This is a genomic window from Flavobacterium sp. P21 (assembly GCF_050632225.1).
In the GTDB taxonomy this organism is placed as follows: Bacteria; Bacteroidota; Bacteroidia; order Flavobacteriales; family Flavobacteriaceae; genus Flavobacterium.
The window spans coordinates 2,133,948-2,158,004 of the sequence record NZ_CP192585.1 but is presented as its reverse complement, the minus strand read 5'-3'; the positions used below and the strand labels follow the sequence as shown (position 1 = coordinate 2,158,004).

Below are 24,057 nucleotides of genomic sequence, written 5' to 3'. Positions count from 1 at the left end.
AGGTACAAAGAGACAAAATAACAAAGGTACAAAGAAGCCTTTGTTACCTTGAACCTTTGCAACTTTGTAACTAACCAAAATAAACCAAAAGACCAAAATGCAAAAAATTACCATTCTTATTCATTGTAAAGACCAAAAAGGAATTATTGCCGCAGTGACTACTTTTATCGCTAAAGTAGAAGGAAATATCACTTACATAGATCAGCATGTTGATGTAGAGCAAAATGTGTTTTTTATGCGCTTGGAATGTGAATTTGCCAATCAAAAAACTACGATTGAAAGCTTTAAAGCCGACTTCGACCAAGCCATTGCATCCGATTTTGATATGTCATGGGATTTGTACAATCAGGAACAAAAACCAAAAATGGCTTTGTTTGTGTCTAAATATGATCATTGCCTTTTTGATATTTTGGGCCGTTACAGCGCTGACGAACTAAATGTTGAAATTCCTGTTATTATTAGCAATCACAACGACTTAAGATGTGTCGCCGAGCGATTTAATATTCCGTATCACTGTGTTCCTTTTACAAAAGACAATAAAGAAGAAGGCGAAGCAAAACAAATTGAGCTTTTAAAAAGATACGATATCAATTTTATTGTTCTGGCGCGCTATATGCAGATTATTACACCAAAACTGATTTCACTTTACGAAAACAAAATCATCAATATTCACCATTCATTTTTACCAGCATTTCCGGGCGCAAAACCATATCACTCGGCATTTAAACGCGGTGTAAAAATTATTGGTGCAACAAGTCATTATGTTACCGAAGAATTAGACGAAGGTCCAATCATCGAACAAGATATTGCTAGAGTTTCGCACATTCACTCTGTTGAAGATTTTATCATGAAAGGAAGGGATTTGGAAAGAATAGTTTTGGCAAGAGCGATCAAATTACATGCTGAAAGAAAAACAATGGTTTATAGCAATAAGACGGTGGTTTTTTCTTAAAAGGTACTGAGTTGCTAAGATGCTAAGGTTCTAAGTTTTTTTACTTTGAACATTGAATAAACAAACCCGATAGGTTTTAAAACCTATCGGGTTTTCATTTGGAAGCAGGTCTTGTTTTAGACCATTTCCTAAAGAGCTTAGCCCCTTAGTATCTTAGTATCTTAGTATCTCAGATTCTTATTTAACTAAATCAAATCGGTCAGCGTTCATAACTTTTGTCCATACAGCAACAAAATCTTTTACGAAACGTTCTTTTGCATCGTTAGAAGCGTAAACTTCTGCAATAGCACGCAATTCTGAGTTTGAACCAAAAATAAGGTCTGCACGAGTTGCTGTCCATTTAATTTCACCTGTTTTGCGGTCACGTCCTTCAAAAGTTTCACCCGTTTCATTGATTGCTTTCCATGCCGTACCCAAGTCTAATAAATTGACAAAGAAATCATTATTCAATGTTTCTGTATTTTTTGTCAACACACCATGTTTAGAACCATCATAATTCGTATTCAAGACTCTTAAACCTCCAAGCAAAATTGTCATTTCTGGTGCAGTTAATCCAAGCAATTGTGCTTTATCTACTAAAAGTTCTTCAGTTACTTGATTACATTGAGCGCTTTTGTAATTTCTGAATCCGTCAGCTTTTGGTTCTAATGCGTTGAAAGAATGAACATCAGTCTGTTCTAAAGTCGCATCACCTCTACCTGGCGTAAAAGGAGCGTCAATATTTATTCCGGCATTTGTCACGCTTTTTCAATCCCTACAGATCCTCCTAAAACTATCAAATCGGCAATAGAAACTACTTTTCCAGTAGCTGTGAATTCATTTTGTATTTTTTCATACGTTGCCAATACATTTTTTAATTGCGCAGGCGAATTCGCTTCCCAATTAATTTGAGGCTCAAAACGAATACGAGCACCATTAGCACCTCCACGTTTATCAGAACCTCTAAAAGTTGAAGCCGAAGCCCAAGCAGTCGATACCAATTGAGAAATTGAAAGTCCGCTAGCTTGAATTTTCTCTTTTAAAAGAGCAATATCGCTATGATTCAATTCGCTTTTAGCGGCAGGAATCGGGTCTTGCCAAATCAAGATTTCACTAGGAACTTCTGGCCCTAAATAACGGCTAATTGGCCCCATATCTCTGTGTGTCAGTTTGAACCACGCTCTTGCAAAAGCATCAGCAAATTTGTCGAAATTCTGCATGTAGTCTCTTGAAATTTTTTCGTAGGCAGGATCCATTCTCATGGCCATATCTGCTGTTGTCATCATTGGCGCATGTCTTTTTGTTGGATCATGTGCATCTTCTACAGTTGTAGCGGCGCTCTCATCTGTTGGTGTCCATTGATGCGCTCCTGCTGGACTTTTAGTCAATTTCCAGTCGTATTTAAATAAGGTTTCAAAATAACCATTATCCCAAGTCGTCGGATTTGGTTTCCATGCACCTTCAAGACCACTCGTAATAGCATCTCCACCTACTCCTGTGCCATATGAACTTTTCCATCCCAATCCCATTTGTTCAATGCTTGCTCCTTCAGGCTCTGCTCCTACTAATGCCGCATCTCCCGCTCCATGCGCTTTCCCAAAAGTATGTCCACCAGCTGTTAAAGCTACCGTTTCTTCATCGTTCATCGCCATACGGGCAAACGTTTCTCTAATATCTCTACCAGAACCTAGTGGATCTGGATTTCCATCTGGACCTTCTGGGTTTACATATATTAATCCCATTTGCACAGCGAGCAAGAGGATTCTCTAAGTCTCTCTCGCCAGAATATCTGCTATTTGGTTTGTCACTAGTAGCTAACCATTCTTTTTCATTACCCCAATTTACATCTTGTTCTGGTTCCCAAACATCTTCTCTACCTCCTGCAAATCCAAAAGTTTTAAAGCCCATCGATTCCAAAGCACAGTTTCCTGTCAAAATCATTAAATCGGCCCATGAAATTTTATTGCCATATTTTTGTTTTATTGGCCAAAGCAAGAAACGAGCTTTATCTAAGTTACCATTATCCGGCCAGCTGTTAAGAGGCGCAAAACGTTGGTTGCCTGAACTGGCACCGCCGCGTCCATCAGAAATACGATACGTTCCTGCACTATGCCAGGCCATACGAATAAACAAAGGCCCATAATGACCATAATCAGCAGGCCACCAATCCTGAGAATCTGTCATTAATGCAAAAAGGTCTTTTTTGACTTCATTTAAATCTAAAGTCTTAAATGCAGCAAGCATAATCAAAACCTTTTTCCATAGGATCTGATAAACTAGAATGTTGACGCAATATGTTCAAATTTAAACGATTTGGCCACCAATCTTTATTAGATGTTCCTGCTCCAGATGTTTCTTTCATTTGTCCGTTATGATATGGACATTTACTTTCATTTGATTCGCTCATTTCTTTTGTTTTTTATGTTGCTGTTATCTATTTTTCGGTCAAATGCCAATTTTTATTTAAATTTCATTTCATTGATATTTAACGCTTTACCAAATATACAAACTTATCTTTAGCATATTGATAATCAAAATTGATTGTTATTATATTTTAATAGCCAAAAATTATTTAACGCCGCAGAAAGCTCAAAAAGACGATTTTACAAATCTTAACTTATGGTCAACAAAGTAATAACAAAACCTTAACAGCAAAAGATTGATATATGTCGGACATTTGTAATGTAATAAACTGGTTATTTATTATTTTGGTTTTGGTTAGTTAAATGATGCCGGCATCTTCGAGATGCCGGCATTCTTTTTTATACTATTTTGTTTCAGGTTTCATGTTTTCTTTGTTTCATGTTGCTTTACTTTGAACATAATTTAACCGCAAAGCACGCAAAGTTTTTTATTTATCGGTTGTCTATACAAAACGCAAAGTTCGCAAAGCTTTGTGTAAAAAAATTCCGAACTTTGCGTAATTCTTTGCGCTCTTTGCGGTTAACTATGCGCTCCAACAACAACCTGAAACTTGGAACTTGGAACAAAAAATTAAGACATTAACTTTTGTCCAACAAAGTAATAACAAGACCTTAACAGCATAACATTGATATATGTCGGATCTTTGTAATGTAATAAACTGGTTATTTATTATTTTGGTTTTGGTTAGTTAAATAATGCCGGCGTCTTTGTGATGTCGGCATTCTTTTTTAATATTAATTTTGTTTCAGGTTTCAAGTTTTCTTTGTTTCAAATTGCTTGACTTTGAACATAATTTAACCGCAAAGACGCAAATTTTAATCATTGAAACTTATAAAACGTAAAGTTCGCAAAGCTTTATGTAAAAAACTTTGCGAACTTTGCGTAATTTTTTGCGCTCTTTGCGGTTAGATAAATGTTCTGTAAATCAAACTTGAAACCTGAAACAAAGAAAACCTAAAACTAATTTTTCAACCTTTCATGAAGTAATTTAAAATAAGCGAAAGCCTTTAATAATCGGCTACCATGCCAAGAGAACATTTCGCCATCTACAAAAATGGTTTTGGCATGATGTGTAAATCTTCCTATTTCGAAAGCATCTTCTTCTTTAAAAGGGTAAGGTTCAGAAGAAAGGAAAACAATATCAGGATCTCCCTCTAAACGCATTTTTTTGAGTTCAATTTCAGGATAACGACCTTTGTCTTCGTAGATGTTTTTAAAATGATTCAGTTTTAGTAATTCATTTATATAGGTATCATTTCCTGCAACCATATACGGATTCTTCCATATAAAATAGGTCGCTTTCTTTTCTTCTATATTATGGATGTATTTTTTGAAATCGGTTAAAGCGAAGGCCAATTTATCGTTCCATTTTTGAGCTTCGGTTCTGCAATTGAATAATTGCCCGAAGTCAGAAATCATCTGAAAATTATCTTCTATAGAAACAATATTTGTCACCCAAACTGGACAAATTTCTTTTAATTGGTTTACAATCTCTTCGGTGTTTTCTTCTTTATTGCAAATGATAATATCGGGCTGTAAAAGCTTTATTTTCTCAAAATGAATCTTCTTTGTGCCGCCAACAATCTTCTTGGTAGATTTTAAATGATACGGATGAACACAGAACTTTGTGATTCCGATGATTTTTTCTTCTAAACCTAAATCATATAATAATTCGGTTTGCGAAGGAACGAGGGAAATAATTCGTTTTGGAGCTGTTTCAAAAGAATGTATTGTGCCAAGCTGGTCCGTTAATTGTTTCATGTTTCAAGTCTTTTTGTTTCAAGTTATTGGTGTGTATACTTAACCGCAAAGTTCGCTAAGATTTACGCTATGAACGCAAAGTTATTTTCTTTGCGAACCTTGCGAAAAACCTTTGCGAACTTTGCGGTTAATTTATGTTCAAAGCAAACTTGAAACTTTAAACCTGAAACTTTAAACAAATAATCTCTTCCATTTCTTTTTGAACCGATAAAGCTTCTTCTCTTGCCTTTTCAGCAAAATCAGTTCCTTTTGAAGCGTAGATAATGGCTCTTGCCGAGTTCACCAAAAGTCCAACTTTATCATTCATTCCGTATTTGCAAACTTCCGACAAACTTCCGCCTTGAGCGCCAATTCCTGGAACTAATAAGAAACTATCCGGAACAATTTTTCTGATATCAGCAAAATACTCTGCTTTAGTTGCACCTACAACATACATTAAGTTTTCGCTGTTTTTCCACGTTTTTGACGTTTCTAAAACTTGTTTGTACAATTCTTTAGCTTCGCCTCGAGTTCCGTTTGTATTTAAAGTCTGAAAATCGAAAGCACCTTCATTTGAAGTTAAAGCCAACATAATTGTATGTTTATTTTCGAAAGCAAGAAAAGGCTCAACAGAATCTTTTCCCATATATGGAGCAACAGTTACGCTGTCAAAATTCAAATCTTCAAAAAAGCTTTTGCATACATGCTTGACGTATTTCCAATATCGCCACGTTTTGCATCGGCAATTGTGAAAATATCCGGGTAATTTTCGTTGATGTAATTAATTGTTTTTTGCAATGACATCCAGCCTTTAATTCCATACGCCTCAAAAAATGCCGTGTTTGGTTTATATCCAACTGTCAAATCGTGAGTTGCATCAATTATAGCTTTATTGAATTCGAAAATAGGATCTTCGGTTTCTAATAAATGTTGAGGCATTTTAGATAAATCAGGATCTAGACCAACGCATAGAAATGATTTTTTTGAAGAATTTGTTCGTGTAGCTGTTGTGTTGTCATAGTGTGTTTTAATAGTGCGGCAAAATTACAAATTATAATTGTGAATTGTAAATGGTGAATTGTGAATTGTTGTTAGGCTACCAATTGAGCACCCTTTGACTTCGCTCAGGGCGACAATAGAAGTTATTTCACGTTTCATGCTTTATTTATGTTGTCAGGCTGAGCGATCCCGAGGCTTCGGGAGAAGCCCACGTTCTAATTGGACCGCCCTTCGACTCCGCTCAGGGTAACAATAGAAATCTATCAAACTTCATTATCTAATTGCCAAATTATCTAATTATCTAATTTAACATTGAATTCCTGTAACAACTCTTGAAAATTATGTAAGAAAAAAGAAAGGCTTCTTCTCTAATTTTGAAACTGAACCTAAAAATCAGACCATTATGAGCCCAAATATTGGAATTTCAGCATCACATTTAAAAAAGAGCACTAGTATATTAGCCACTATTTTGTCAAACGAAATGACGCTTTATGTCAAAACTCGAAAGTTTCACTGGAATATTTCTGGAAACAGCTTTATGGAATTGCACAAATTATTCGAAGAACAATATCGCGTTTTAGAAGCTCAAATTGATGAAATTGCTGAACGCATTAGCCAGCTTGGCGAGAAAACAATTGGAACTATGAAGGAATTTATCGAAAATTCGACTTTGAAAGAATCCCCAAAAGAATATGCATCACAAAAACATATGCTGGAAGAGCTTCTTGAAAACCACGAACAATTGATAAAAGAATTTCGAGATTATATTCCGGTTTTTGAAAACGAAACGCAAGACGCCGGATCTGCTGATTTTGTAACGGGATTACTTCAGGAACATGAAAAAATGGCTTGGATCTTACGACGCTATCAAGCTTAAAACCGAATGGAAAGTGCAAATTATGCAACAATATTCAAAATTAATGTAACGACTTTCATCTTTAAAAATTGGAACTTTACATTGTAATTAATTTCAAATAAAACAGTCATGAATACTACCGAAATAAAAGGAAACTGGAATGAGCTAAAAGGGAAATTAAAACAAAAATATGCTGAACTGACAGATGATGATTTAATGTTTGCTGAAGGAAAAGAAGACGAGATGTACGGAAGACTTCAGCAAAAATTGGGTAAAACCAAAGAAGAATTTCATCAAATCCTTTCAGATTTGTAAAAAGAACTTGAACTCAATTCAGGGAAATACCGTCTAGTAACACAAATATTAGGCGGTATTTTTTTGAAAAATTTATTTCTTTTTTATCTGTTTCAACATTCTTACCAAAGATTAAACATTAACGCCAAAAATAAATTAAGTATCTTTAACCAAATTTTTATAAAATGAAGCTATTTATAAAGTTCGACATTAATACCATTTGTTCTCTTTATCTTAAGCAAAATCTTGAACAGCAAAATATCAATTTTACAAGTTTAGGTTTTGGCGAGATTGAGATTGCCGACAATCTTGATGCTGATGCACTCGAAACTTTAAAAAATAATTTAAGCCCGTGCGGTTTTGAGATTGTAGAAAATCAAAAAAGCGTTTTGGTTCAAAAAATAAAAGACGCCATAATTGAACTGGTTTTCATGGAGGACAGCAACAACTACAAAAGTTCTGTTTTCTTGGCCGAAAAACTAAACCACAGTTACGGCTATTTATCAAATGTTTTTTCGGAAGTAACCTATTCTTCAATCGAAAATTTCATCATTTTACAGAAAATTGAAAGAGCTAAACAATTGATTATAATCAATGAAATGAGCTTAACCGAAATTGCTTTTTTACTCAACTATTCAAGTGTTGCGCATTTGAGTACGCAGTTTAAAAATACGACCGGCATTACGCCATCGGCATTTCAGAGAATTATCAAGAAGCGAAGAGAAAATTTAAAATAAAAACCCAAATACCACACTAAAATGCAAAAAAACGCATTATATATTTTATTGGCTGATGATGATGAAGATGATCGTCTTTTTTTAAGGATGCATTTGAAGAAATAAAAATCCAGACCAACGTAGATTTTGTTCATGACGGAATGCAATTGATGGATCACTTAAACGATCCTGACAACAAACTTCCGGATATTTTATTTCTGGATTTGAACATGCCAAAAAAGACAGGAAAGGAATGTTTGATCGAAATAAAAAAGACTGAACGTCTCAAAAATATTATTATTGCCATCTACTCTACTTCATCATCTGAAGAAGATATTGAAGATACATTTATTCAAGGTGCCAATATTTATATCAAAAAGCCAAGTGATTTTAATACACTCAAAAAAATAATTAATGAAGTCGTGACCGTAAACTGGCACTATCATACCTCTGGGTTAAACCGTGATAATTTTCTGCTCCGACTAAAATAGAATAAGCTTGCCAAATGAAATGGATACCAAATTTTAATTCTTCAAACTCTTTGAGAGTTATTTTTGTAATCGCAGTTTTCATTCTGTTATTTCTTTCTTCAATCGCTTACAAACATAACCAAGACTTGAATGAATCAAGCAAATTGGTTATGCATACCTACGAAATAAACATTCAATTGGAGCGATTAATGTCGGCTATAAAAGATGCTGAAACAGGCCAGCGCGGTTACATCATAACACGCAATGGCCGTTTCTTAGCGCCCTATCTTTATTCCCGCGACAAAGTAAATGCTTCTTTCGTTACTCTTAAAAAACTGACCGCCGACAATCCGATTCAGCAACAAAATCTCGAAAATTTATTCAAGCTAATTATCCAGCGATTTGTCTCTTTTGAAAATTGCCTGAAATACAGCGATCCCAAAACATACGATAAAAGAAAACTTGACAATCATATGTTTGGTGGCCGAATTCTAATGGAAAACATTCGTTTTCAAGTGGATAAAATGAATGACATTGAGAAAAAATATTTAGAAAACCGACTTAAAATTTATGATCAAGAGATCTCGTTAAGTCCGATTTTCTCTATTTCATTATTCTTGACTGCGCTTACTTTTATTTTATTGGCTTACAGACAAATCAGCAGAGATTTTGAGCGATTGAAAGTCTTCAATAAAAAGCTTTTAATTTCAAGCGGTTTGATGGCTGAATCTGAAAAAATTGGAAAATTCAGCACTTGGCAATGGGATTTGGATTCTAATAAAATCGACTATTCTGACAATCAATTTAGGCTGTTGGGCGTTGAACCGGGTTCTTTTGTTCCTGAAAAAGAGACTTTTCTTGAATTTGTGCATCCAGAAGATAAAGATGCGGTGGTCGCTTCGATGGAAGGAATTATCCAAAAACGAAATCTTCCTTTCATTTACTACAAAATTGTGCGTCCAGATCATGAAATACGATATTTTAAATCTACTGGAAAATTATTGACTGATCAACAAGGAAGCAAAATCTTGCTCGGAATCAATTTTGATATTACAGATGAGCATCTTTTAAATATTGAACTTCAGGAACGAAACCGCGAATTAGAAAAAGCAATAAAGAGCTGGCTTCTTTCAATCACGTTGCGAGTCACGATTTGCAAGAACCACTCCGAAAAATCCAGACTTTTATCTCCAGAGTTTCTGATGCTGATAAAGCCATTATGTCTGACAGCGCACGCGAATATCTTTCTAAAATTGAAAGTTCGGCCAAAAGAATGCGTGTTTTAATTGATGATTTATTGCTTTTTTCAAGAACCAATACCACTAAAAAAGAGTTCCTAAAATCGAATTTGAATGAATTGCTCCATAATGCAGAATCTGAATTGACAGAAATTATTCATGAGAAAAAAGCCGTCATTACAGCTTCAAAATTGCCGAAACTAGATGTTATTCCGTATCAAATCGAACAGCTTTTCATCAACTTAATTGGAAATTCTTTAAAATACAGCCAACCAGGCCGAATTCCGGAAATTAATATTGAGAGCACAAAAGTGCTTTCTGCAGATTATCCAGATTTATTGGAACAAACAACTAAGAAATTCCATAAAATAACTTTTTCAGATAACGGAATGGGATTTGATCCGCAATTTAAAGAAACCATATTTATTCTTTTCCAGCGTCTGCATTCAAAAACCGATTATCCTGGAACCGGAATTGGATTAGCGATCTGCAAAAAAATTGTTGAAAACCATAAAGGTTATATTTTGGCTGATAGCACTCCTGAAAAAGGTTCTGTCTTTACTGTTTTTCTTCCAGACTAAAAAAATACAAATTCTTACAAATAGGCTGTCCAAAAAGTGACAGCCTATTTGCTTTTTTATCTATTTTTTTAAGCCCCAGCGGGGCAGAATATTTATAGATATTCAATTACACAGATGCAATAAGAGCTCCAGATGAGCGAAATACACCAATATTAAAAAAGATGTCGCTCCTCTGGAGCTATTTTATCGATAATAAATATAATTTCTATAAATATTTCGCTTCTACGAAGCTGATCTTTAATCATCCAATATTTCTTGCACAGCCTCTTTTTTTATTTTAAAAAAAACGCTTAACCCCTTTATATAAACAGATTATGGGAATTATATAACGTTTCTTTTTTATGCTGTAAGGCAAAACTTCTTATTCGTTAGCACCTTTGTAATGTAATACTTTATGAAGTAATAATGAAAGCAAAGCCCGAAATAAAAGCGACTATTTTAAAAGTCGTTTTCTTATTGACAATACTATTTTTTTCAGCATGCGGAAAGAAAGAACATCAAAAAGCAAACGTCTTTAAAAATGAAACTTTTAGCCAAAACAATAAGCGACAAAACGATCAGGATTTAGCAGAAACATCCTTTTTTATTGCGGTGGCCAATGTAAGCAATGCTCTTATTTCAAAAAGTCAATTTGCACAAAAACGTTCAGAAAATCCGATACAGGATCTGAGCAAAAAAATTGAAGACAATCAAAATCAATTGCTTCAAAAAATAGCTGAAATGGCAAACAAAAAACTAGTCATCATTACCGATATAAATGTGAGCCATAAAAGAGATTTATTTGAATTGATTGATACAAATGAAAACACTTTTGACAGAATTTATCTGAATTCAATTTCAGAGTCGCTTTCAGAACAAATTAAGTTGTTTGAAAAGATTTCGACAGAAACGAATGACGAAACCATTTTAAAATTAGTGCTTCAATATTTGCCAGAACAGTATCAGCTTTTAAGAGAAACCGAAAGACTTAAAACAGAATTTATTTAAACGCCTTAAAATCTATTATTAACTAATTTTTTTACTATGAAAATGCAAATCAAATTTTTATGCGCCTTAGCCTTATTTTTCTCAGCTTCGTTTGGAATGCTTCAAGCCCAAAACGACGAAAATGTAACTACCGAGTTTGGTGTTAAAGGAGGATTCAACATGTCAAATTTATATAACAATAATGCTGACGACGAAAATATTTTATACGGTTTCAATGCCGGTGTTTATGCAACTTTGCCAATCTCAGATTTTATCGCGATCCAGCCTGAAATCATATACACGACAAAAGGTGCAGAATTAGAATACAACAACGCTTTTGCAAGCGGAACAGGAAAATTTAAACTGAATTATATCGAAGTTCCTTTGTTAGTGCGCGTAAACGTTACTAAAAACTTTAATATTCATGCCGGAGGATATGCATCTTATCTCGTAAGTTCTAAAGTTTCTGGTGACGGCGATTTCAACTTTGACCAAGAAATCGACACTGATGATTTAAACCGATTTGATGCTGGTTTATCTGCCGGTGTTGGAGTTGATTTTAGTCCGATCAGTATTGGATTACGATACAATTATGGATTAACAACGATTGGAAAAGAGAGAACTGTTGCAGGAACCACTTTTACAATTCCTGATGCAAAAAACAGCAATTTGTCTTTATACTTATCGTATAAACTGAATTAGAAAAACATTTTAATTAACCTCTAAATATAAAAACCATGTCAAATTTATTATATACAATCGCAGTTATACTGGTTATTCTTTGGGCACTTGGTTTCTTTGTTTACAGCTTTGGAAGCATTATTCACATCTTGTTAGTGATCGCCATTATTGCTGTATTGCTTAGACTAATCAAAGGCAGGGAAATTTAAAACAAATCATATTAAACAATTATATATTAATCATTAAAATCAAATATTATGAAAGCAAGTAACACCATTTTAGGAATTGTTGGAGGCTGCAGCAACAGGAGCATTATTAGGAGTATTGTTTGCACCAGATAAAGGTTCAGAAACAAGAAAAAAATCAAAGATAAATCGAAAGATTACGGAGATAATTTAAAATCAAAGTTTGACGGAATTGTAGACACAATCAAATCAAACGGAAAAGAGCTTGTAGACGAAGGAAAATCAAAATTTAACCAAGTTAAAGACGACTACAATGCAATTAAAGACGAGGCAAAAACCGTAAAATCAAACTATTAATCAAAAGTGCGATTTTTAAACCCTAAATACCTTATATCATGGAACCAAATGCAACAACAAACGAGAATCTAAATCTTTATGAAAAAGCGGAAAACTATACTAAAACGAGTTTGGAATTACTTAAACTCAAAACAGTATGTTCTGTCGCAGATGTGGTATCAACCTTAACATCAAAGATAGCGGTCGGCGTTGTTGTTGCATTTTTTACCCTGTTCCTTAATATCGGGATTAGTTTATGGGTTGGAAAAGAACTTGGAGAGTATTACTACGGCTTTTTTATCATGGCACTATTTTATTTAATCGTTGCCATTGTGATTCATAAAACGCATCACTCATTAATAAAAACTCCAATTGGCAATACCATCGTTTCGAGTATTTTAAAAGAGAAACAAAACTGATTTAAAACTATTAATAACTAAAAAAGACTGTTATGGAGCCTATTTACACTATTGATGAATTAAATCAGAGAATAAAGTTGTTAGAAGATCGTCAGGACGCCGAGTGGTGCTCCATAAAAGATGAAATCGACGATATCAAAGAGAACTTAAAACCTATAAACCTGATTAGAAATACGGTCGAAGAAATCAACGAAACGGTTGGTTTCAAAAGCCACATTGCACAATCGGCAATCAGCATAGGAATTGGATATTTAGCCAAAAGGTTTATTGTCGGAAAAGGCGATTCTATGTTTAAAGGAATTTTAGGCTCAATCGTTCAATTGGTTGTTACCAATTTGGTTTCAAAACCTCATCACGAATCTTCAGATGAAACTTCACCAGAAGCCTCATCACAATACGAACCATCATAGGAGTAATTTGTCTAACTTAAATTTAATATTATGGAAAAGTTAAGCGAAATTGTAATAAAAAATGGAGTTTACATGTACTCTAACCTATATAAATGTTTTGAATACACAAGAGTATTTCTCGGTATCTAACACGTTTATACGTTTTTTCTAATAGAATGTTTTTCTTTTAAATCAAACGATTAAACGGTTAATACACACTATATTTTTAAGGCTCTAAGGGACTAAGGTTCTAAGGGACTAAGGTTTTTGTAAAAGCTAGCGCTTTTCTTAACCAAAAAAGTGGCTGTTTCACAATGTGAAACAGCCACTTTTTCTTTTAAAAAACCTTAGAACCTTAGTACCTCAGCATCTTAGCCCCTTTAATTATAATTCTGATAAATCGGCAATTTCAAGCCAACGTACAAATTGCAAGCTTTTGAAGTATTCGAAAACAAATTTGAGATCAAAGAACCTGAACCTACAAACAACGGACCAGCTCTAAAACCAGTTCCAATTTGTGTACCGCTGAATTCCATGTACGTTACCGGAACGTAAAAACTGAATTGTCTGGTTTCGTATCTCGGCGTAAATGTAACCGAATTTGCAATTGCTGTTCCGTTTACTTTTTTGCATAAACTAAACTCCAATCAGTGCTTAAATTTAGGTAGAATTTATTATCAATATTCCAATCAAAATTCGTGTGAACCGCAGTTGGCAAATTCGCTTTCACACCTGTTTTTGATGAGACTTTTGTATAATGCGTATCAAAGAATTCGAAAATGTTTTCAGCGTTGTCAATATCAGCCTGTGAAACGTTCCCAGCAAGATTATATGTGTTTTCGACAATATTTTTATAATTGATTTTTCCGATATCTGTTACCGAAGTCGCCACTTTGAATTTGTATCGATTCCCGATACAAGTATGGCAATTTGTGCGGTACTCATAAGTAAAACCCAAATCAAGCCCCACGCCTGCCGATGAACCATCAAACTTAGGATCATTTCCGTTTTGATAATCATAGCTTGCTGAAGTTCTCAAAGTTCCAGTTGACAAATATTGGCTTTGATCTGGATTGGCATTATTTTTAATAAAAGCTACGCTCAAATCATTTCCATTGATATAGCCGTTTACTCCTGCCATCAAATATTTGACTGTCAAACCACCTTTAATAAAATGATCGTCATGATCCATTAAAACTGTCGCGTAACTCGCGCCAATTTCTGCCCAGGAATTAGTCACACCATTTGGATTTCCCCCTGAATCAGGAAACTGTTTGAAACATCAAGATCTTTGCTCACCTCATCAATCAACTGGCCGTTTACATCGACAAGACTTGTAATGCTTCGCACGCGCGAATAAAGCGCAATACTATGAACGGGCGTAATATTCAGCGTAAAAGACGGCCCCATAATATCGAGATTCAAATTCCTCGATTGTTTGTTTTGATGTTTTTGCTGGCATCGGTTTGGATATCATAATTTCCGTCAAAAAGCTCAGCAAAATTTAATCCGTACAAATCATTTTGACCTGTTGCGCTTGCCGCGAAAATCGTAACATCCGATTTGTATTTCGAATCTACAATACAAGACGGATTAAATAAAACGCCCTGAATTCCAGCATAATTATCATCCCTGAATCCAAAATAAGATTGCGATCGTGCATAAAAAAAGCTCCCAAAGAAGCAAAATAAAAGTAAAGTTCTCTTCATAGATTATTTTTAAAACGGGTTGGTTGGTTTGTGCCTTTTTTGAAAAAGCACACAAATATTAACAAAAAAATGGCAAAAAAAAACTTGCCAATCTTGGCGATTGGCAAGTTTTTTTTGAGATTCTTAGATACTAAGTTTCTAAGTGACTAAGTTTTAACAAAAAACAATATTAATCCTACTATGTTAAAACACATTGTAGTATTACCTTTATTTTAAATTAAAGAGTTTAAGAAAATTCTTTAAACACTTATTAACAATTTAATCTCATAAATTTAACAACTTCTCAAAGAAAAAACCCGAAAAATTAAAAATCTAAGAAGGTTCTTGCATTTTTCTCTAAAGATACTAAGACTCTAAGTTGCTAAGATTCTAAGCTTTTCTTGTTGGGATGAAGACAACGTTTAAACATAGCCCGTGGTTTCAACCACGGGAAACGTATCGTAAATTTATCGCATCCAATGAATCGTCATCACGTAGCGTCCCCGTGGTTGAAACCACGGGCTAAATTTTAATATTTTGGAAACAATTCAAAAAAAGCCGAACAAAAGTTCGGCTTAAATTTATGTTCAAAGAGAAAAACTTAGTCCCTTAGCAACTTAGAATCTTAGTAGCTCAGATTAGTAAACTTCAGAAGCTTCCTTCAATTTCTCCATATTGTTAACCAACTGAAGCTCAGAAACGATTTTTTGGATATCACCGTTCATGATGTTTCCTAAATCGTAAAGCGTTAAACCAATACGGTGATCGGTTACACGGCCTTGTGCGTAGTTGTATGTACGGATTTTTGCCGAACGGTCTCCAGAACTTACCTGAGAGCTACGTTTTTTAGCATCTTCCTCTTGCTTTTTGGCCAATTCCATTTCGTACAAACGAGAACGTAATACCATTAAAGCTTTATCTTTATTTTTGTGTTGTGATTTCTCATCCTGACATTGCGCCACCAAACCTGTTGGAATGTGCGTTAAACGTACAGCCGATTTCGTTGTATTTACCGACTGACCTCCAGGTCCAGACGAACAGAAGAAATCTACACGAACATCATTCATATCTACCTGAACATCAAACTCCTCCGCTTCTGGCAAAACCATAACCGTTGCGGCCGAAGTATGTACACGTCCTTGAGTTTCTGTCTGAGGCACACGCCGCACACGGTGTACACCCGCTTCAAACTTCAAAGTTCCATACACATCTTCTCCAGTAACTTCAAAAATAACCTCTTTGAAACCTCCAGAAGTACCTTCGTTCATATCTACAACAGATGATCTCCATCCCATTGATTCGCAATATTTCGTGTACATTCTGAACAAGTCACCTGCAAAAATACTCGCTTCGTCCCCACCTGTACCGGCGCGGATCTCCACCATAACGTTTTTAGCATCTTCAGGATCTTTAGGAATCAGCATGAATTTGATTTCCTCCTCCAATTCCGGCAAACGCTCTTTTGCTTCGTCCAATTGCATTTTAGCCATTTCTACCATTTCGGCATCGCTTCCGTCTGCAATAATTTCGTTTGCTTCGTCAATATTTGCTAAAACTATGATGTATTCTTCTCTCTTTTCAACCAGCGCTTTAATCCCTTTATATTCTTGGTTAAGTCGCTTATAACGTTTTTGATCAGAAATAACATCCGGCTGAATAATCAAATCCGAAATCTCATCGAAACGTCGCTTTACATATTGAAGTCTATCTAACATTTTGTTTTTCCTTTATTTTGGACTGCAAAATTACAAAATATTTGTGGAAAATTCTAGTGGTTATTTTTTGGGGAAATTTACTGTTTTTGTTTTTGAAAAACAGGGGTTTTTACTTGGTGTTGGGTTTGGATTTTGTCCGATGTTTGTTTTAGTATGTAGAACAGAACACATTATTTAAAACATGTTCTTTCTATTAAGCTACAAATATTAGACTTATTTAGAGTTTACGGTTTTCCGTAAGGTAATTGGATTCTAAGCAATTAATTTTGAAATACTAATTAATAACCAAGAGTTTTAAAATGAAAAAACTGTTTACAATATTCATATTTCTTTTTGTAATAACTCAAAATTATTCTCAAAAAGGAAACTCTCAAACCCGACAGTTTATTGAGAATGCAGAAATCACTCAAATAAATAAAGATTGGACTATAACTGCTGAATTTAGATCTGGAATTGGAGAAATAGTATCTTTTTTTCCCGTTGAAGCAATTGACTTGAAATCAAATAATAAAATAAAATCATTGCAGATGGATCTTGGAAGAAACGTTAATAGTTATTTCAAATCTTCATGGATCGATTTGGATGAAGTAGATGAGTTTATATTATTTATTGAACAATATGTCATTCCAAATCTTAAAGACAAGACCGAAAAAAACAATCTACCACATACATTTTTAATTCAAGAGAAATAACATTTAGTTTTAAAATTGAAAACACATCTAGAAGAATATCAATATATCTTAAAGATAATGGCGTTACAGATTATGGAAATTATTTCTGGACAGAAACACAAGTAGGTAAAATTCCTGAGTTATTAACAATGTTGAAAGAAATTAAATAATTTAAAGAGCTTAATTTCTGATGTTGTTATTGTCTTATTAAAAAAGAACAAGTAAAAATACTTATTGATCAAAGCCTATTTTGTTGGTATAATTGTCAGATAATAATTTTTAAGACAAGGTTTCAATAAAATGATATTTTGAAAATTTATGAAGTATTAAAAATAAAATCAATTTATGCATATAGATGATAAAGATAATATAATGTTGATTTTTGATAAAAATTATGGAAGAATAAGTAATCTTCTAAATATTTACAAATACTTAGACACCAATAAAGGTAGAGGAAGAAGACCCACCTATAATCTTGATATTTTAAGGACTTCTATTGTCTTTACTCATTCAACTTTAGAAGATTATTTAAGAAATGTTCTAACGATATTGTTACCTAAGGCAAACGCTCTCGTATTAAACAATATTTCTTTAATCGGAACTTCTGAAAATGGCCGGAAAACTAAATTTGACTTAGGAGATTTAGTTGCTCTTAAAGAATTAAAAGTTGAAGAAGTCATAAAAAAATCAGTAAAAGAATATCTTAATTATGTTAGTTTCAACGATGCGAATGACATAACTTCAAATTTATCTAAAGTCAATATTATTATTACACCTGAAATTGCTCAATTATTACCGACCTTAAATGAATTTATAAAGCGCAGACATAATATTGTTCATAACGCAGACAGAGAATCAGAAATTAAAAAGGGAAATCATAAAATAAAATCAATTAATTATAGAAAAGTTCTCAAATGGCAAAAAACACTAGATCAATTTGTCAGTAATATAAATAACCAATTATAACATCCTCGCTCATGCAAGCGTCCCACAAGTGAACATGATTAAGATAAATTTAAATTAACAAATAGTCATGAGCATGATGCTCGTGCTAACCGGCGAAATATAACCAAAAGCAAGAAAAAAACATATGAAAACAGAATTTAACGAAATTTATGAGAACCTATTTGCTGATTATCAATACGATTTCGAATTTGGAAGACGTAATTATTTAAGAGAAATTAATAGAAGACAATATTCTGAATTTGATTTTATCAGAATAATAAGAAGAGCTATTGATCGATCTGATAAAGAATTACTTAGAGCTGATGCAAAATATTTCCTTCTTGTTAATTTCCATCATCTCGTAGTTTTACCCGTTTTAGAAAATAATTTATTTCGAAATCGTGAATATGAAATTAATCTTTATGAATTTCAAAAATCAATCGAAGCTGATATCGAAATAATAATTCAAACAAGTTTTGCAGAAAATAAAATAGAAAATACAACTGAAGGCTTTATCAGTGGACATCAAATTATGATAACTATTGATAGTTTATGGAAGAAATTAAGCACAACTGCATTTGATATTTGGGGATAATTATGTCTGATAAAAAAGATGCCGTAAACATTGGTATTACATTAAGTACTCAATTAATCGCTGTAGCATTAGCTATGATTGCTGTTCTCGCAACTTTTGTGGCATATACAATTGATAAAAAAGAAGTTGGCGGTTTGTATTTTTGTACGATTGGTTGTGCTTTTTTTCTTTTGCATTTAGCATAATGAAAGGTGGAAAAGGAATTGACAAAGCAAGAAAAAGCGGATTCAATAGTAATTGGAATCTAGATGATACGAAATCATCATTTAACCTTCAAGCTATATTTTGCTTAATAGGAGTATTTTTATTTATAAGTAGTATTTTTTTGGAAAAAATAAAGATGATGAATTTAAACTTCAAATTATAAATCACGAGAAGAAAATTATTCAATTGGAAATTACAGATTCCTTAAACAAATTAGAACAAGTAAAATTAAATAAGAGGATTGATAGTTTACAGAAAATTTATTCTAAGAAACCAAAAATTAAAACAAACAAAAAAACTAAGAATTGCTGTGGAACTATAATTATACAGAATATAGGAAAAGATACAATTTACAAACAATAAGATACCCCGATAGTGCGGATTTAATTCACCACAGCTCTACAAAGTGTTTTTTTTAAAAATTCGATGATCGCTGTGCGAAGTCCCAGCTGTAGTACCAAGACGTTAGTCGCAAGCAACAAGAACATAACCAACAAAAAAACATATGAAATTCACAAAAAACCTTTGCACAGTCCTTTTGTGCATATCGTCTATTGCAATCTCGTTTGCACAAACTGATTTAAAAGAGAAAGAAAAAAGTAACGCAGAAAAATTTTCAGATAAATCAGGAACTGTAATTCAAAAAGAATTTATCGATGTTGGTGATCTGAAAAAGTGTAAAATTCAAATTGCAAAATTTACAGATTTGGTTAGCAATCAAAAAACAAGTGCGGTTAGATTTGAATATAGTTATGTAAGTTCATATTCAAGCGACACAAAACTTGCCTTACTAGATTCTGACGAAATAGATGGCTTGATAAAATCTTTGAAATTAGTTCAGGAAAAAATTCTTCCTACGACCGCGACAAGCTATACAGAAGTTTCCTTTAGGAGTAGAAGTGGTTTTGAAGCCGGTCGCTATTCAAAAAAGAATAGTTGGGATTTTTACATGAAACTAGAAAGATATGATGGAAAATCTTATGTGTTCTTAGATAAAGAAGATTTACCTAAACTGCTATCAATTTTAGAACAAGCGAAAGCCAGTTTGTAAAATTGTCAGCTCCTGTCAGCGCAGATTTGCAATCTGTGCCCGCAACAATAAAACACAATACAAATCATCAAAAACAAAAAGCTACAATATCATGTAGCTTTTTTTATATTTACAAAGAGAACAAACCAATTTTTGTGGGCACGGATTACAAACCCGATCGCGCAGATATATCTCTGCAGTTCGTTAGCGCAGATTTGCAATCTGTGCCCGCAACAGTAACACACAATACAATTCATCAAATACAAAAGCTACAAAAATCATGTAGCTTTTTTTATATTTACAGAAAACAAAATAATCTTGGCGGAAACTAATAGTCAAATTTTGAACAACGCCTAATTAAACTGGAATATGAAACCTACAACAAAAAACAAAATAGTGCTTTTTATTTACATTGTAACATTAGGATTATTAGTTTTTTTAACCATTGATCAAGTTAAAGGATCCTGGGGAAAATCAGCTTTTATACTTCTATCCGTTTTTACAGTGGTATTAGCCATTATAAACTCAAACAGGATAAAGTATTTTACTTTGCTGGAAGACCGATTGATTATAAGCCAAACTTTCTCCAAACAAAAACAAATTAGTTTAAAGACCGTTATTGATTGGAATGAAAATCAATACGAATTATTTGGAACTAAAACTAAACGCGAAATCGTATTAAAAACATTTGATGGAAAGAAAATCAATCTATTCGAAAAAAACTCGAAAGATTATGAAATGTTATCCGATTATTTGAATAAAAACATTTCTTAATGCCCACACACACCCGTTAGCTTGGATTTGCCCACGAGCGATAGCGAACTGACGAAGTAATCCGTGCCCGCAACAGCAAGACACAATACAAATAACTTAAAAAAGCCAATCTTTGCGGGCACGGATTGCAAATCCGCGCTATCGGACGGTGAACTAGAAGAAGAATAAAAATAAAATACAAAATGGATAATCTTTGGTTTTGGAATGATATCGAGGATATCTATTGCACTATTGCAGGCTTTGCACTAATAATTTTAGGCTACTTATTTACGAAGTTTTTTGGAAATGGTGGAAAGAAGTTAAGAATCGAAAAACTTCTGTTAGTCAATCTAATGCTTTACAAGGATTTAGCGGAGGTATCGTATTTTTTGCAGTTGGACTAATGTTGCTCTATTATTCATTAGTTTTACCTCTTCTAAGATGGATAAAAGGTTAAAAGCTACTTGCGAATCCAGATTAGTTAAAAAAGCATAAATAGTTCTACTTCACGCTCGCACTAGCTCTTTTTTTATCACAAAAACAACACTAAATCAATATCTTAAAAATAAATTTATACATTTGATACTTGCCAAAATCTAATCATTAATAATTTTTTCTAACCAAACCACTAATGAAAGAACTTATTAAAATTGGCCGTATCTTTTATGGTATCGGCGTTGTTGCTTTAGGAATTCATCAACTTATTCTCAAAGATTTTCGATCAGAAATTTTAGCTCCATTTCCTGCTTGGGCGCATCAAAATAGCATTTTCCCTATTCTTGTCGGAATCATTTTGATATTGGCTGGAATCATCATTTCTGGCGTATTTAAAATTAAATTTATTGATACCAAAAAAGTCTGTCTTTATTTAGGTTTTGCCTTTCTTGCTCTTGTACTCGTTTCTCATTTGCCTTATATGATAATGCTCAGCGCAGAAAAAACTCCAGATTTTCAAGTCTGGATAAATGCTATCGAAGCCTTAACGTATAGCGGCGGAGCGTTTGTAATGGCTGGCTCATTTACAGAAAACAATGCCGCCGGAGGCGAAAAGAATTTCACGGCATTATTAGAAAAACTTATTCCGTGTGGGCGTGTTTTTTATTCCATTTTGATCATCATATTTGGATTGAGTCATTTTGCTTTTGCCAACTTTATCGCTTCAATGGTTCCAAAATGGTTGCCGTCGCCAATGTTTTGGACGTATTTTTTTGGCGTTGCGCTTGTCGTTTCAGGAATATCCATTATTTTCAAAATACTGATAAAACAAATTGCGCTTCTTTTGGCCTTTACTCTTTTATTATTTTTTCTGTTCTTTCATATTCCGGATGCCATTGCAAACCCGTCAGCTGGTGGCGGAAACGAAATTGTACGTGCATTTGTATGCTTGCTTTTTTGTGGTATTGCATTAGTAATCGCATTGACAAATGATTGTAAAAACAGATTTAGTTGAACTAATACAAATTCTAATGAAGAAAAAGAAAAATTGGTTAAAAATATTTACTGAGACTTTACTTGATTTTATTTTAGACTGGAAATAATCTCTACATATTATATCTTTAATAGAAACTGTGGTTCAAATCACGCCACAACGCATTCCATATTTTTTCTTCTATAATCTGCATGTCGATTATTTTTTGAGCAACGATTCCTTTTTCGAATAAACGAATGAATTTGAAAACGGCGCTGACAAAATATCCCGGATTCGAAACCAATCGGGCGATTTCTGTTATTCTTTTGTCTCTTAATTGTGTACAGGCTTCTCTTTCATTTTCTGGAACTGCTACAAATTCATTGGTAAATTTCCATGCCCCATTTCTTGCAGTTTCCATACTGAAATCAATAAAGAAATTATCTACTTTTCCTGTATATTTTAATATCCATGTAAGTGTCGGCCAAATTTTGATCAAGCATTTTTCGACACCTTCTACCAAATTGCTAAGAATGAAGTTTATTTTATCAAAATCGGCTTTTAAATCTTCGATATCTTCAACCGTACTGACTTGAGCAGAGGCAATTCCTAAATCGAGGTTAATATGTGCATTGATTCCAAGTAATAAATGCTCGCAAAACTATTGGCCAGAATTTTTCGGCTTGTTCAAAAGCAAAAGCCCAACATTCTGAAGGCTTTTCTTTGGCTTGGTATTGATAATAAGCTTTCAAATATCGATTGGCAAAAATAACATCCAGTTTTTCCATTCGCTCACCGTTTTGAAAAGATCCTGCTAATATGCCTTCTTTTACTCTTACCGTAACTTCGCGGTATAAAATGGCAAATAAACCTAAATTGCTTTGGTCTATTTTTGATTTTTCTATTATTTGATCTAATAAAAGAATTACCTCGTCTATAGTATTGGCTTGCTTCATGCTCATTTATAATTGGTTGCGATTAATATTGAGAAGAACGAATTTAATTATTTTTAATCTTCTGATGAACATTATTTGAAGTAATTATCTTATTATTTCGCCCGTTTTTTTCAAAAACTTACAACCCGATAGCGAGGATTTGCAATCCGTACCCACAACTATAAGACACAAAACAAATCATAAAAACAAAAGCTACAAGTAAACTTGTAGCTTTTGTTCTTTTACAGTAATCACAAATTAATCTTTGTGGGTTCATATTATCTTGTATAAACCGTAATTACACCAGTAGTTTTATCCTTTAATTTCAACTCTTTGTTGGTAAGATTCATGATGTCGCTTGTCGAACTTACATTACCAACAGTAATAGTCAAATCATTATGAGATCTTGCATAAACACCTGTAGTTTCTACCAAGCTACAGTTAGAACCACTATAATCGCCAATTACTGCTGTATTGCTCAATCTTAAATCTAAATAATCTCGATTACAACCCGCCGCATTTTGTGGCGCGTCAGTTAATACTTCTTTTCCGTCTATAATCGTACCTTGTTGGCTTAGATTGTATTTACCTTGTATCGGAATTATTGTTTCTCCTTCGTTATCGTCACTGCCGCACGATGTTGCAAATACTCCAATACTCAATAATATCCCTAATAATATTCTTTTAGTTTTCATGTTTGATTTATTTAAAATTATTAATGCTAAATTATGCCCAAAGTTTTAAAGGAATGTTTTACAATTACTGGAATCATTTACATAATTTTACTCTTATTGAAAGAATTAACCTATAAATAAAATAATGCCACTTTTAAATAATTTTGCCAAATCAAAAAATAGAGTTTAATTTAGTCCTCAATGTTGCGAGACT

General features: G+C 33.5%; 27 protein-coding genes and 3 pseudogenes. 19 read left to right on the top strand and 11 right to left on the bottom strand.

Annotated features, from left to right (window positions below; all coding sequences use genetic code 11):
* Positions 1-97: 97 nt before the first annotated feature.
* A complete protein-coding gene (gene purU / locus ACQ9BO_RS10700) occupies positions 98-952 on the top strand; it encodes a formyltetrahydrofolate deformylase (RefSeq protein ID WP_431244685.1) in 855 nt (284 codons plus the stop codon).
* A 177-nt stretch (positions 953-1,129) separates the two neighbouring features.
* On the opposite strand, the pseudogene katG reads toward purU, so the two are convergent.
* The 3 genes and pseudogenes from katG to pyrF all read right to left on the bottom strand — a co-directional run bounded on the left by katG (position 1,130) and on the right by pyrF (position 6,114).
* A pseudogene (gene katG / locus ACQ9BO_RS10695) lies at positions 1,130-3,338 on the bottom strand (catalase/peroxidase HPI).
* 977 nt (positions 3,339-4,315) lie between these two features.
* Positions 4,316-5,116 (bottom strand): ABC transporter substrate-binding protein, encoded by an 801-nt coding sequence (locus ACQ9BO_RS10690; protein WP_431244684.1) that lies wholly within the window; start codon positions 5,114-5,116, stop codon positions 4,316-4,318.
* 157 nt (positions 5,117-5,273) lie between these two features.
* Positions 5,274-6,114, bottom strand: a pseudogene (gene pyrF / locus ACQ9BO_RS10685) (orotidine-5'-phosphate decarboxylase).
* A gap of 383 nt (positions 6,115-6,497) precedes the next feature.
* On the opposite strand from pyrF, the gene ACQ9BO_RS10680 reads away from it, so the two are divergent.
* The 11 genes and pseudogenes from ACQ9BO_RS10680 to ACQ9BO_RS10630 all read left to right on the top strand — a co-directional run bounded on the left by ACQ9BO_RS10680 (position 6,498) and on the right by ACQ9BO_RS10630 (position 13,246).
* Positions 6,498-6,971, top strand: coding sequence for a Dps family protein (locus tag ACQ9BO_RS10680; RefSeq protein ID WP_431244683.1), 474 nt, complete (start codon positions 6,498-6,500; stop codon positions 6,969-6,971).
* 108 nt (positions 6,972-7,079) lie between these two features.
* A complete protein-coding gene (locus tag ACQ9BO_RS10675) occupies positions 7,080-7,265 on the top strand; it encodes a CsbD family protein (RefSeq protein ID WP_012024385.1) in 186 nt (61 codons plus the stop codon).
* Positions 7,266-7,429: 164 nt separating this feature from the next.
* Positions 7,430-7,981: a helix-turn-helix domain-containing protein gene (locus ACQ9BO_RS10670; protein ID WP_320566681.1), complete on the top strand. Its 552-nt coding sequence runs from the start codon at positions 7,430-7,432 to the stop codon at positions 7,979-7,981.
* Positions 7,982-8,002: 21 nt separating this feature from the next.
* Positions 8,003-8,451 (top strand): annotated as a pseudogene (locus ACQ9BO_RS10665) (response regulator).
* 14 nt (positions 8,452-8,465) lie between these two features.
* Positions 8,466-9,716: a CHASE3 domain-containing protein gene (locus ACQ9BO_RS10660; RefSeq protein WP_431244682.1), complete on the top strand. Its 1,251-nt coding sequence runs from the start codon at positions 8,466-8,468 to the stop codon at positions 9,714-9,716.
* Positions 9,605-10,249, top strand: a complete 645-nt coding sequence (locus ACQ9BO_RS10655; RefSeq protein ID WP_431245103.1) for a sensor histidine kinase — start codon at positions 9,605-9,607, stop codon at positions 10,247-10,249. Before ACQ9BO_RS10660 ends, ACQ9BO_RS10655 begins: the two co-directional genes overlap by 112 nt.
* A gap of 405 nt (positions 10,250-10,654) precedes the next feature.
* Positions 10,655-11,236, top strand: a complete 582-nt coding sequence (locus ACQ9BO_RS10650) for a DUF4142 domain-containing protein (RefSeq protein ID WP_431244681.1) — start codon at positions 10,655-10,657, stop codon at positions 11,234-11,236.
* Positions 11,237-11,272: 36 nt separating this feature from the next.
* Positions 11,273-11,917: a porin family protein gene (locus ACQ9BO_RS10645; protein WP_431244680.1), complete on the top strand. Its 645-nt coding sequence runs from the start codon at positions 11,273-11,275 to the stop codon at positions 11,915-11,917.
* Between the two features lie 35 nt (positions 11,918-11,952).
* Positions 11,953-12,105: a lmo0937 family membrane protein gene (locus ACQ9BO_RS10640; protein ID WP_109192514.1), complete on the top strand. Its 153-nt coding sequence runs from the start codon at positions 11,953-11,955 to the stop codon at positions 12,103-12,105.
* A gap of 371 nt (positions 12,106-12,476) precedes the next feature.
* On the top strand, positions 12,477-12,836 hold the full coding sequence (locus tag ACQ9BO_RS10635) for a hypothetical protein (RefSeq protein WP_431244679.1): 360 nt from the start codon (positions 12,477-12,479) through the stop codon (positions 12,834-12,836).
* 32 nt (positions 12,837-12,868) lie between these two features.
* Complete coding sequence (locus ACQ9BO_RS10630; RefSeq protein ID WP_431244678.1) at positions 12,869-13,246, top strand: hypothetical protein; 378 nt, start codon at positions 12,869-12,871, stop codon at positions 13,244-13,246.
* Positions 13,247-13,605: 359 nt separating this feature from the next.
* On the opposite strand, the gene ACQ9BO_RS10625 is transcribed toward ACQ9BO_RS10630, so the two are convergent.
* The 5 genes from ACQ9BO_RS10625 to prfA all read right to left on the bottom strand — a co-directional run bounded on the left by ACQ9BO_RS10625 (position 13,606) and on the right by prfA (position 16,628).
* Positions 13,606-13,872: a hypothetical protein gene (locus ACQ9BO_RS10625; protein WP_431244677.1), complete on the bottom strand. Its 267-nt coding sequence runs from the start codon at positions 13,870-13,872 to the stop codon at positions 13,606-13,608.
* Positions 13,845-14,465: a DUF5723 family protein gene (locus ACQ9BO_RS10620; protein WP_431244676.1), complete on the bottom strand. Its 621-nt coding sequence runs from the start codon at positions 14,463-14,465 to the stop codon at positions 13,845-13,847. Before ACQ9BO_RS10620 ends, ACQ9BO_RS10625 begins: the two co-directional genes overlap by 28 nt.
* Positions 14,462-14,650, bottom strand: coding sequence for a hypothetical protein (locus ACQ9BO_RS10615; protein ID WP_431244675.1), 189 nt, complete (start codon positions 14,648-14,650; stop codon positions 14,462-14,464). The genes ACQ9BO_RS10620 and ACQ9BO_RS10615 overlap by 4 nt, the downstream gene beginning before the upstream one ends.
* Positions 14,647-14,934 (bottom strand): hypothetical protein, encoded by a 288-nt coding sequence (locus tag ACQ9BO_RS10610; RefSeq protein WP_431244674.1) that lies wholly within the window; start codon positions 14,932-14,934, stop codon positions 14,647-14,649. Before ACQ9BO_RS10610 ends, ACQ9BO_RS10615 begins: the two co-directional genes overlap by 4 nt.
* 617 nt (positions 14,935-15,551) lie before the next feature.
* Positions 15,552-16,628: a peptide chain release factor 1 gene (prfA, locus tag ACQ9BO_RS10605; protein WP_431244673.1), complete on the bottom strand. Its 1,077-nt coding sequence runs from the start codon at positions 16,626-16,628 to the stop codon at positions 15,552-15,554.
* 299 nt (positions 16,629-16,927) lie between these two features.
* On the opposite strand from prfA, the gene ACQ9BO_RS10600 reads away from it, so the two are divergent.
* From ACQ9BO_RS10600 to ACQ9BO_RS10570, 7 genes are all read left to right on the top strand, one after another.
* Complete coding sequence (locus ACQ9BO_RS10600) at positions 16,928-17,320, top strand: hypothetical protein (protein WP_431244672.1); 393 nt, start codon at positions 16,928-16,930, stop codon at positions 17,318-17,320.
* Between the two features lie 324 nt (positions 17,321-17,644).
* Positions 17,645-18,265, top strand: a complete 621-nt coding sequence (locus tag ACQ9BO_RS10595; RefSeq protein ID WP_431244671.1) for a HEPN domain-containing protein — start codon at positions 17,645-17,647, stop codon at positions 18,263-18,265.
* A 124-nt stretch (positions 18,266-18,389) separates the two neighbouring features.
* Positions 18,390-18,839, top strand: coding sequence for a hypothetical protein (locus ACQ9BO_RS10590; protein ID WP_431244670.1), 450 nt, complete (start codon positions 18,390-18,392; stop codon positions 18,837-18,839).
* Between the two features lie 2 nt (positions 18,840-18,841).
* The gene (locus ACQ9BO_RS10585) at positions 18,842-19,024 is read left to right on the top strand and encodes a hypothetical protein (protein ID WP_431244669.1); all 183 of its coding nucleotides are present in this window, start codon (positions 18,842-18,844) and stop codon (positions 19,022-19,024) included.
* A 524-nt stretch (positions 19,025-19,548) separates the two neighbouring features.
* Complete coding sequence (locus ACQ9BO_RS10580; protein WP_431244668.1) at positions 19,549-20,094, top strand: hypothetical protein; 546 nt, start codon at positions 19,549-19,551, stop codon at positions 20,092-20,094.
* Positions 20,095-20,442: 348 nt separating this feature from the next.
* Positions 20,443-20,847 (top strand): hypothetical protein, encoded by a 405-nt coding sequence (locus tag ACQ9BO_RS10575; protein WP_431244667.1) that lies wholly within the window; start codon positions 20,443-20,445, stop codon positions 20,845-20,847.
* 610 nt (positions 20,848-21,457) lie between these two features.
* Positions 21,458-22,276 carry a DoxX family membrane protein gene (locus ACQ9BO_RS10570; RefSeq protein WP_431244666.1) on the top strand — a complete coding sequence of 273 codons (819 nt, stop codon included), beginning with the start codon at positions 21,458-21,460 and terminating at the stop codon, positions 22,274-22,276.
* A 106-nt stretch (positions 22,277-22,382) separates the two neighbouring features.
* On the opposite strand, the gene ACQ9BO_RS10565 is transcribed toward ACQ9BO_RS10570, so the two are convergent.
* The 3 genes from ACQ9BO_RS10565 to ACQ9BO_RS10555 form a co-directional block, all read right to left on the bottom strand.
* Entirely contained in the window at positions 22,383-22,841 is a 459-nt protein-coding gene (locus tag ACQ9BO_RS10565) for a DUF5995 family protein (RefSeq protein ID WP_431245102.1), read from the bottom strand.
* Positions 22,842-22,854: 13 nt separating this feature from the next.
* Positions 22,855-23,190: a DUF5995 family protein gene (locus tag ACQ9BO_RS10560; RefSeq protein WP_431244665.1), complete on the bottom strand. Its 336-nt coding sequence runs from the start codon at positions 23,188-23,190 to the stop codon at positions 22,855-22,857.
* 257 nt (positions 23,191-23,447) lie between these two features.
* On the bottom strand, positions 23,448-23,864 hold the full coding sequence (locus ACQ9BO_RS10555; RefSeq protein ID WP_431244664.1) for a lipocalin family protein: 417 nt from the start codon (positions 23,862-23,864) through the stop codon (positions 23,448-23,450).
* Positions 23,865-24,057 lie beyond the last annotated feature (193 nt).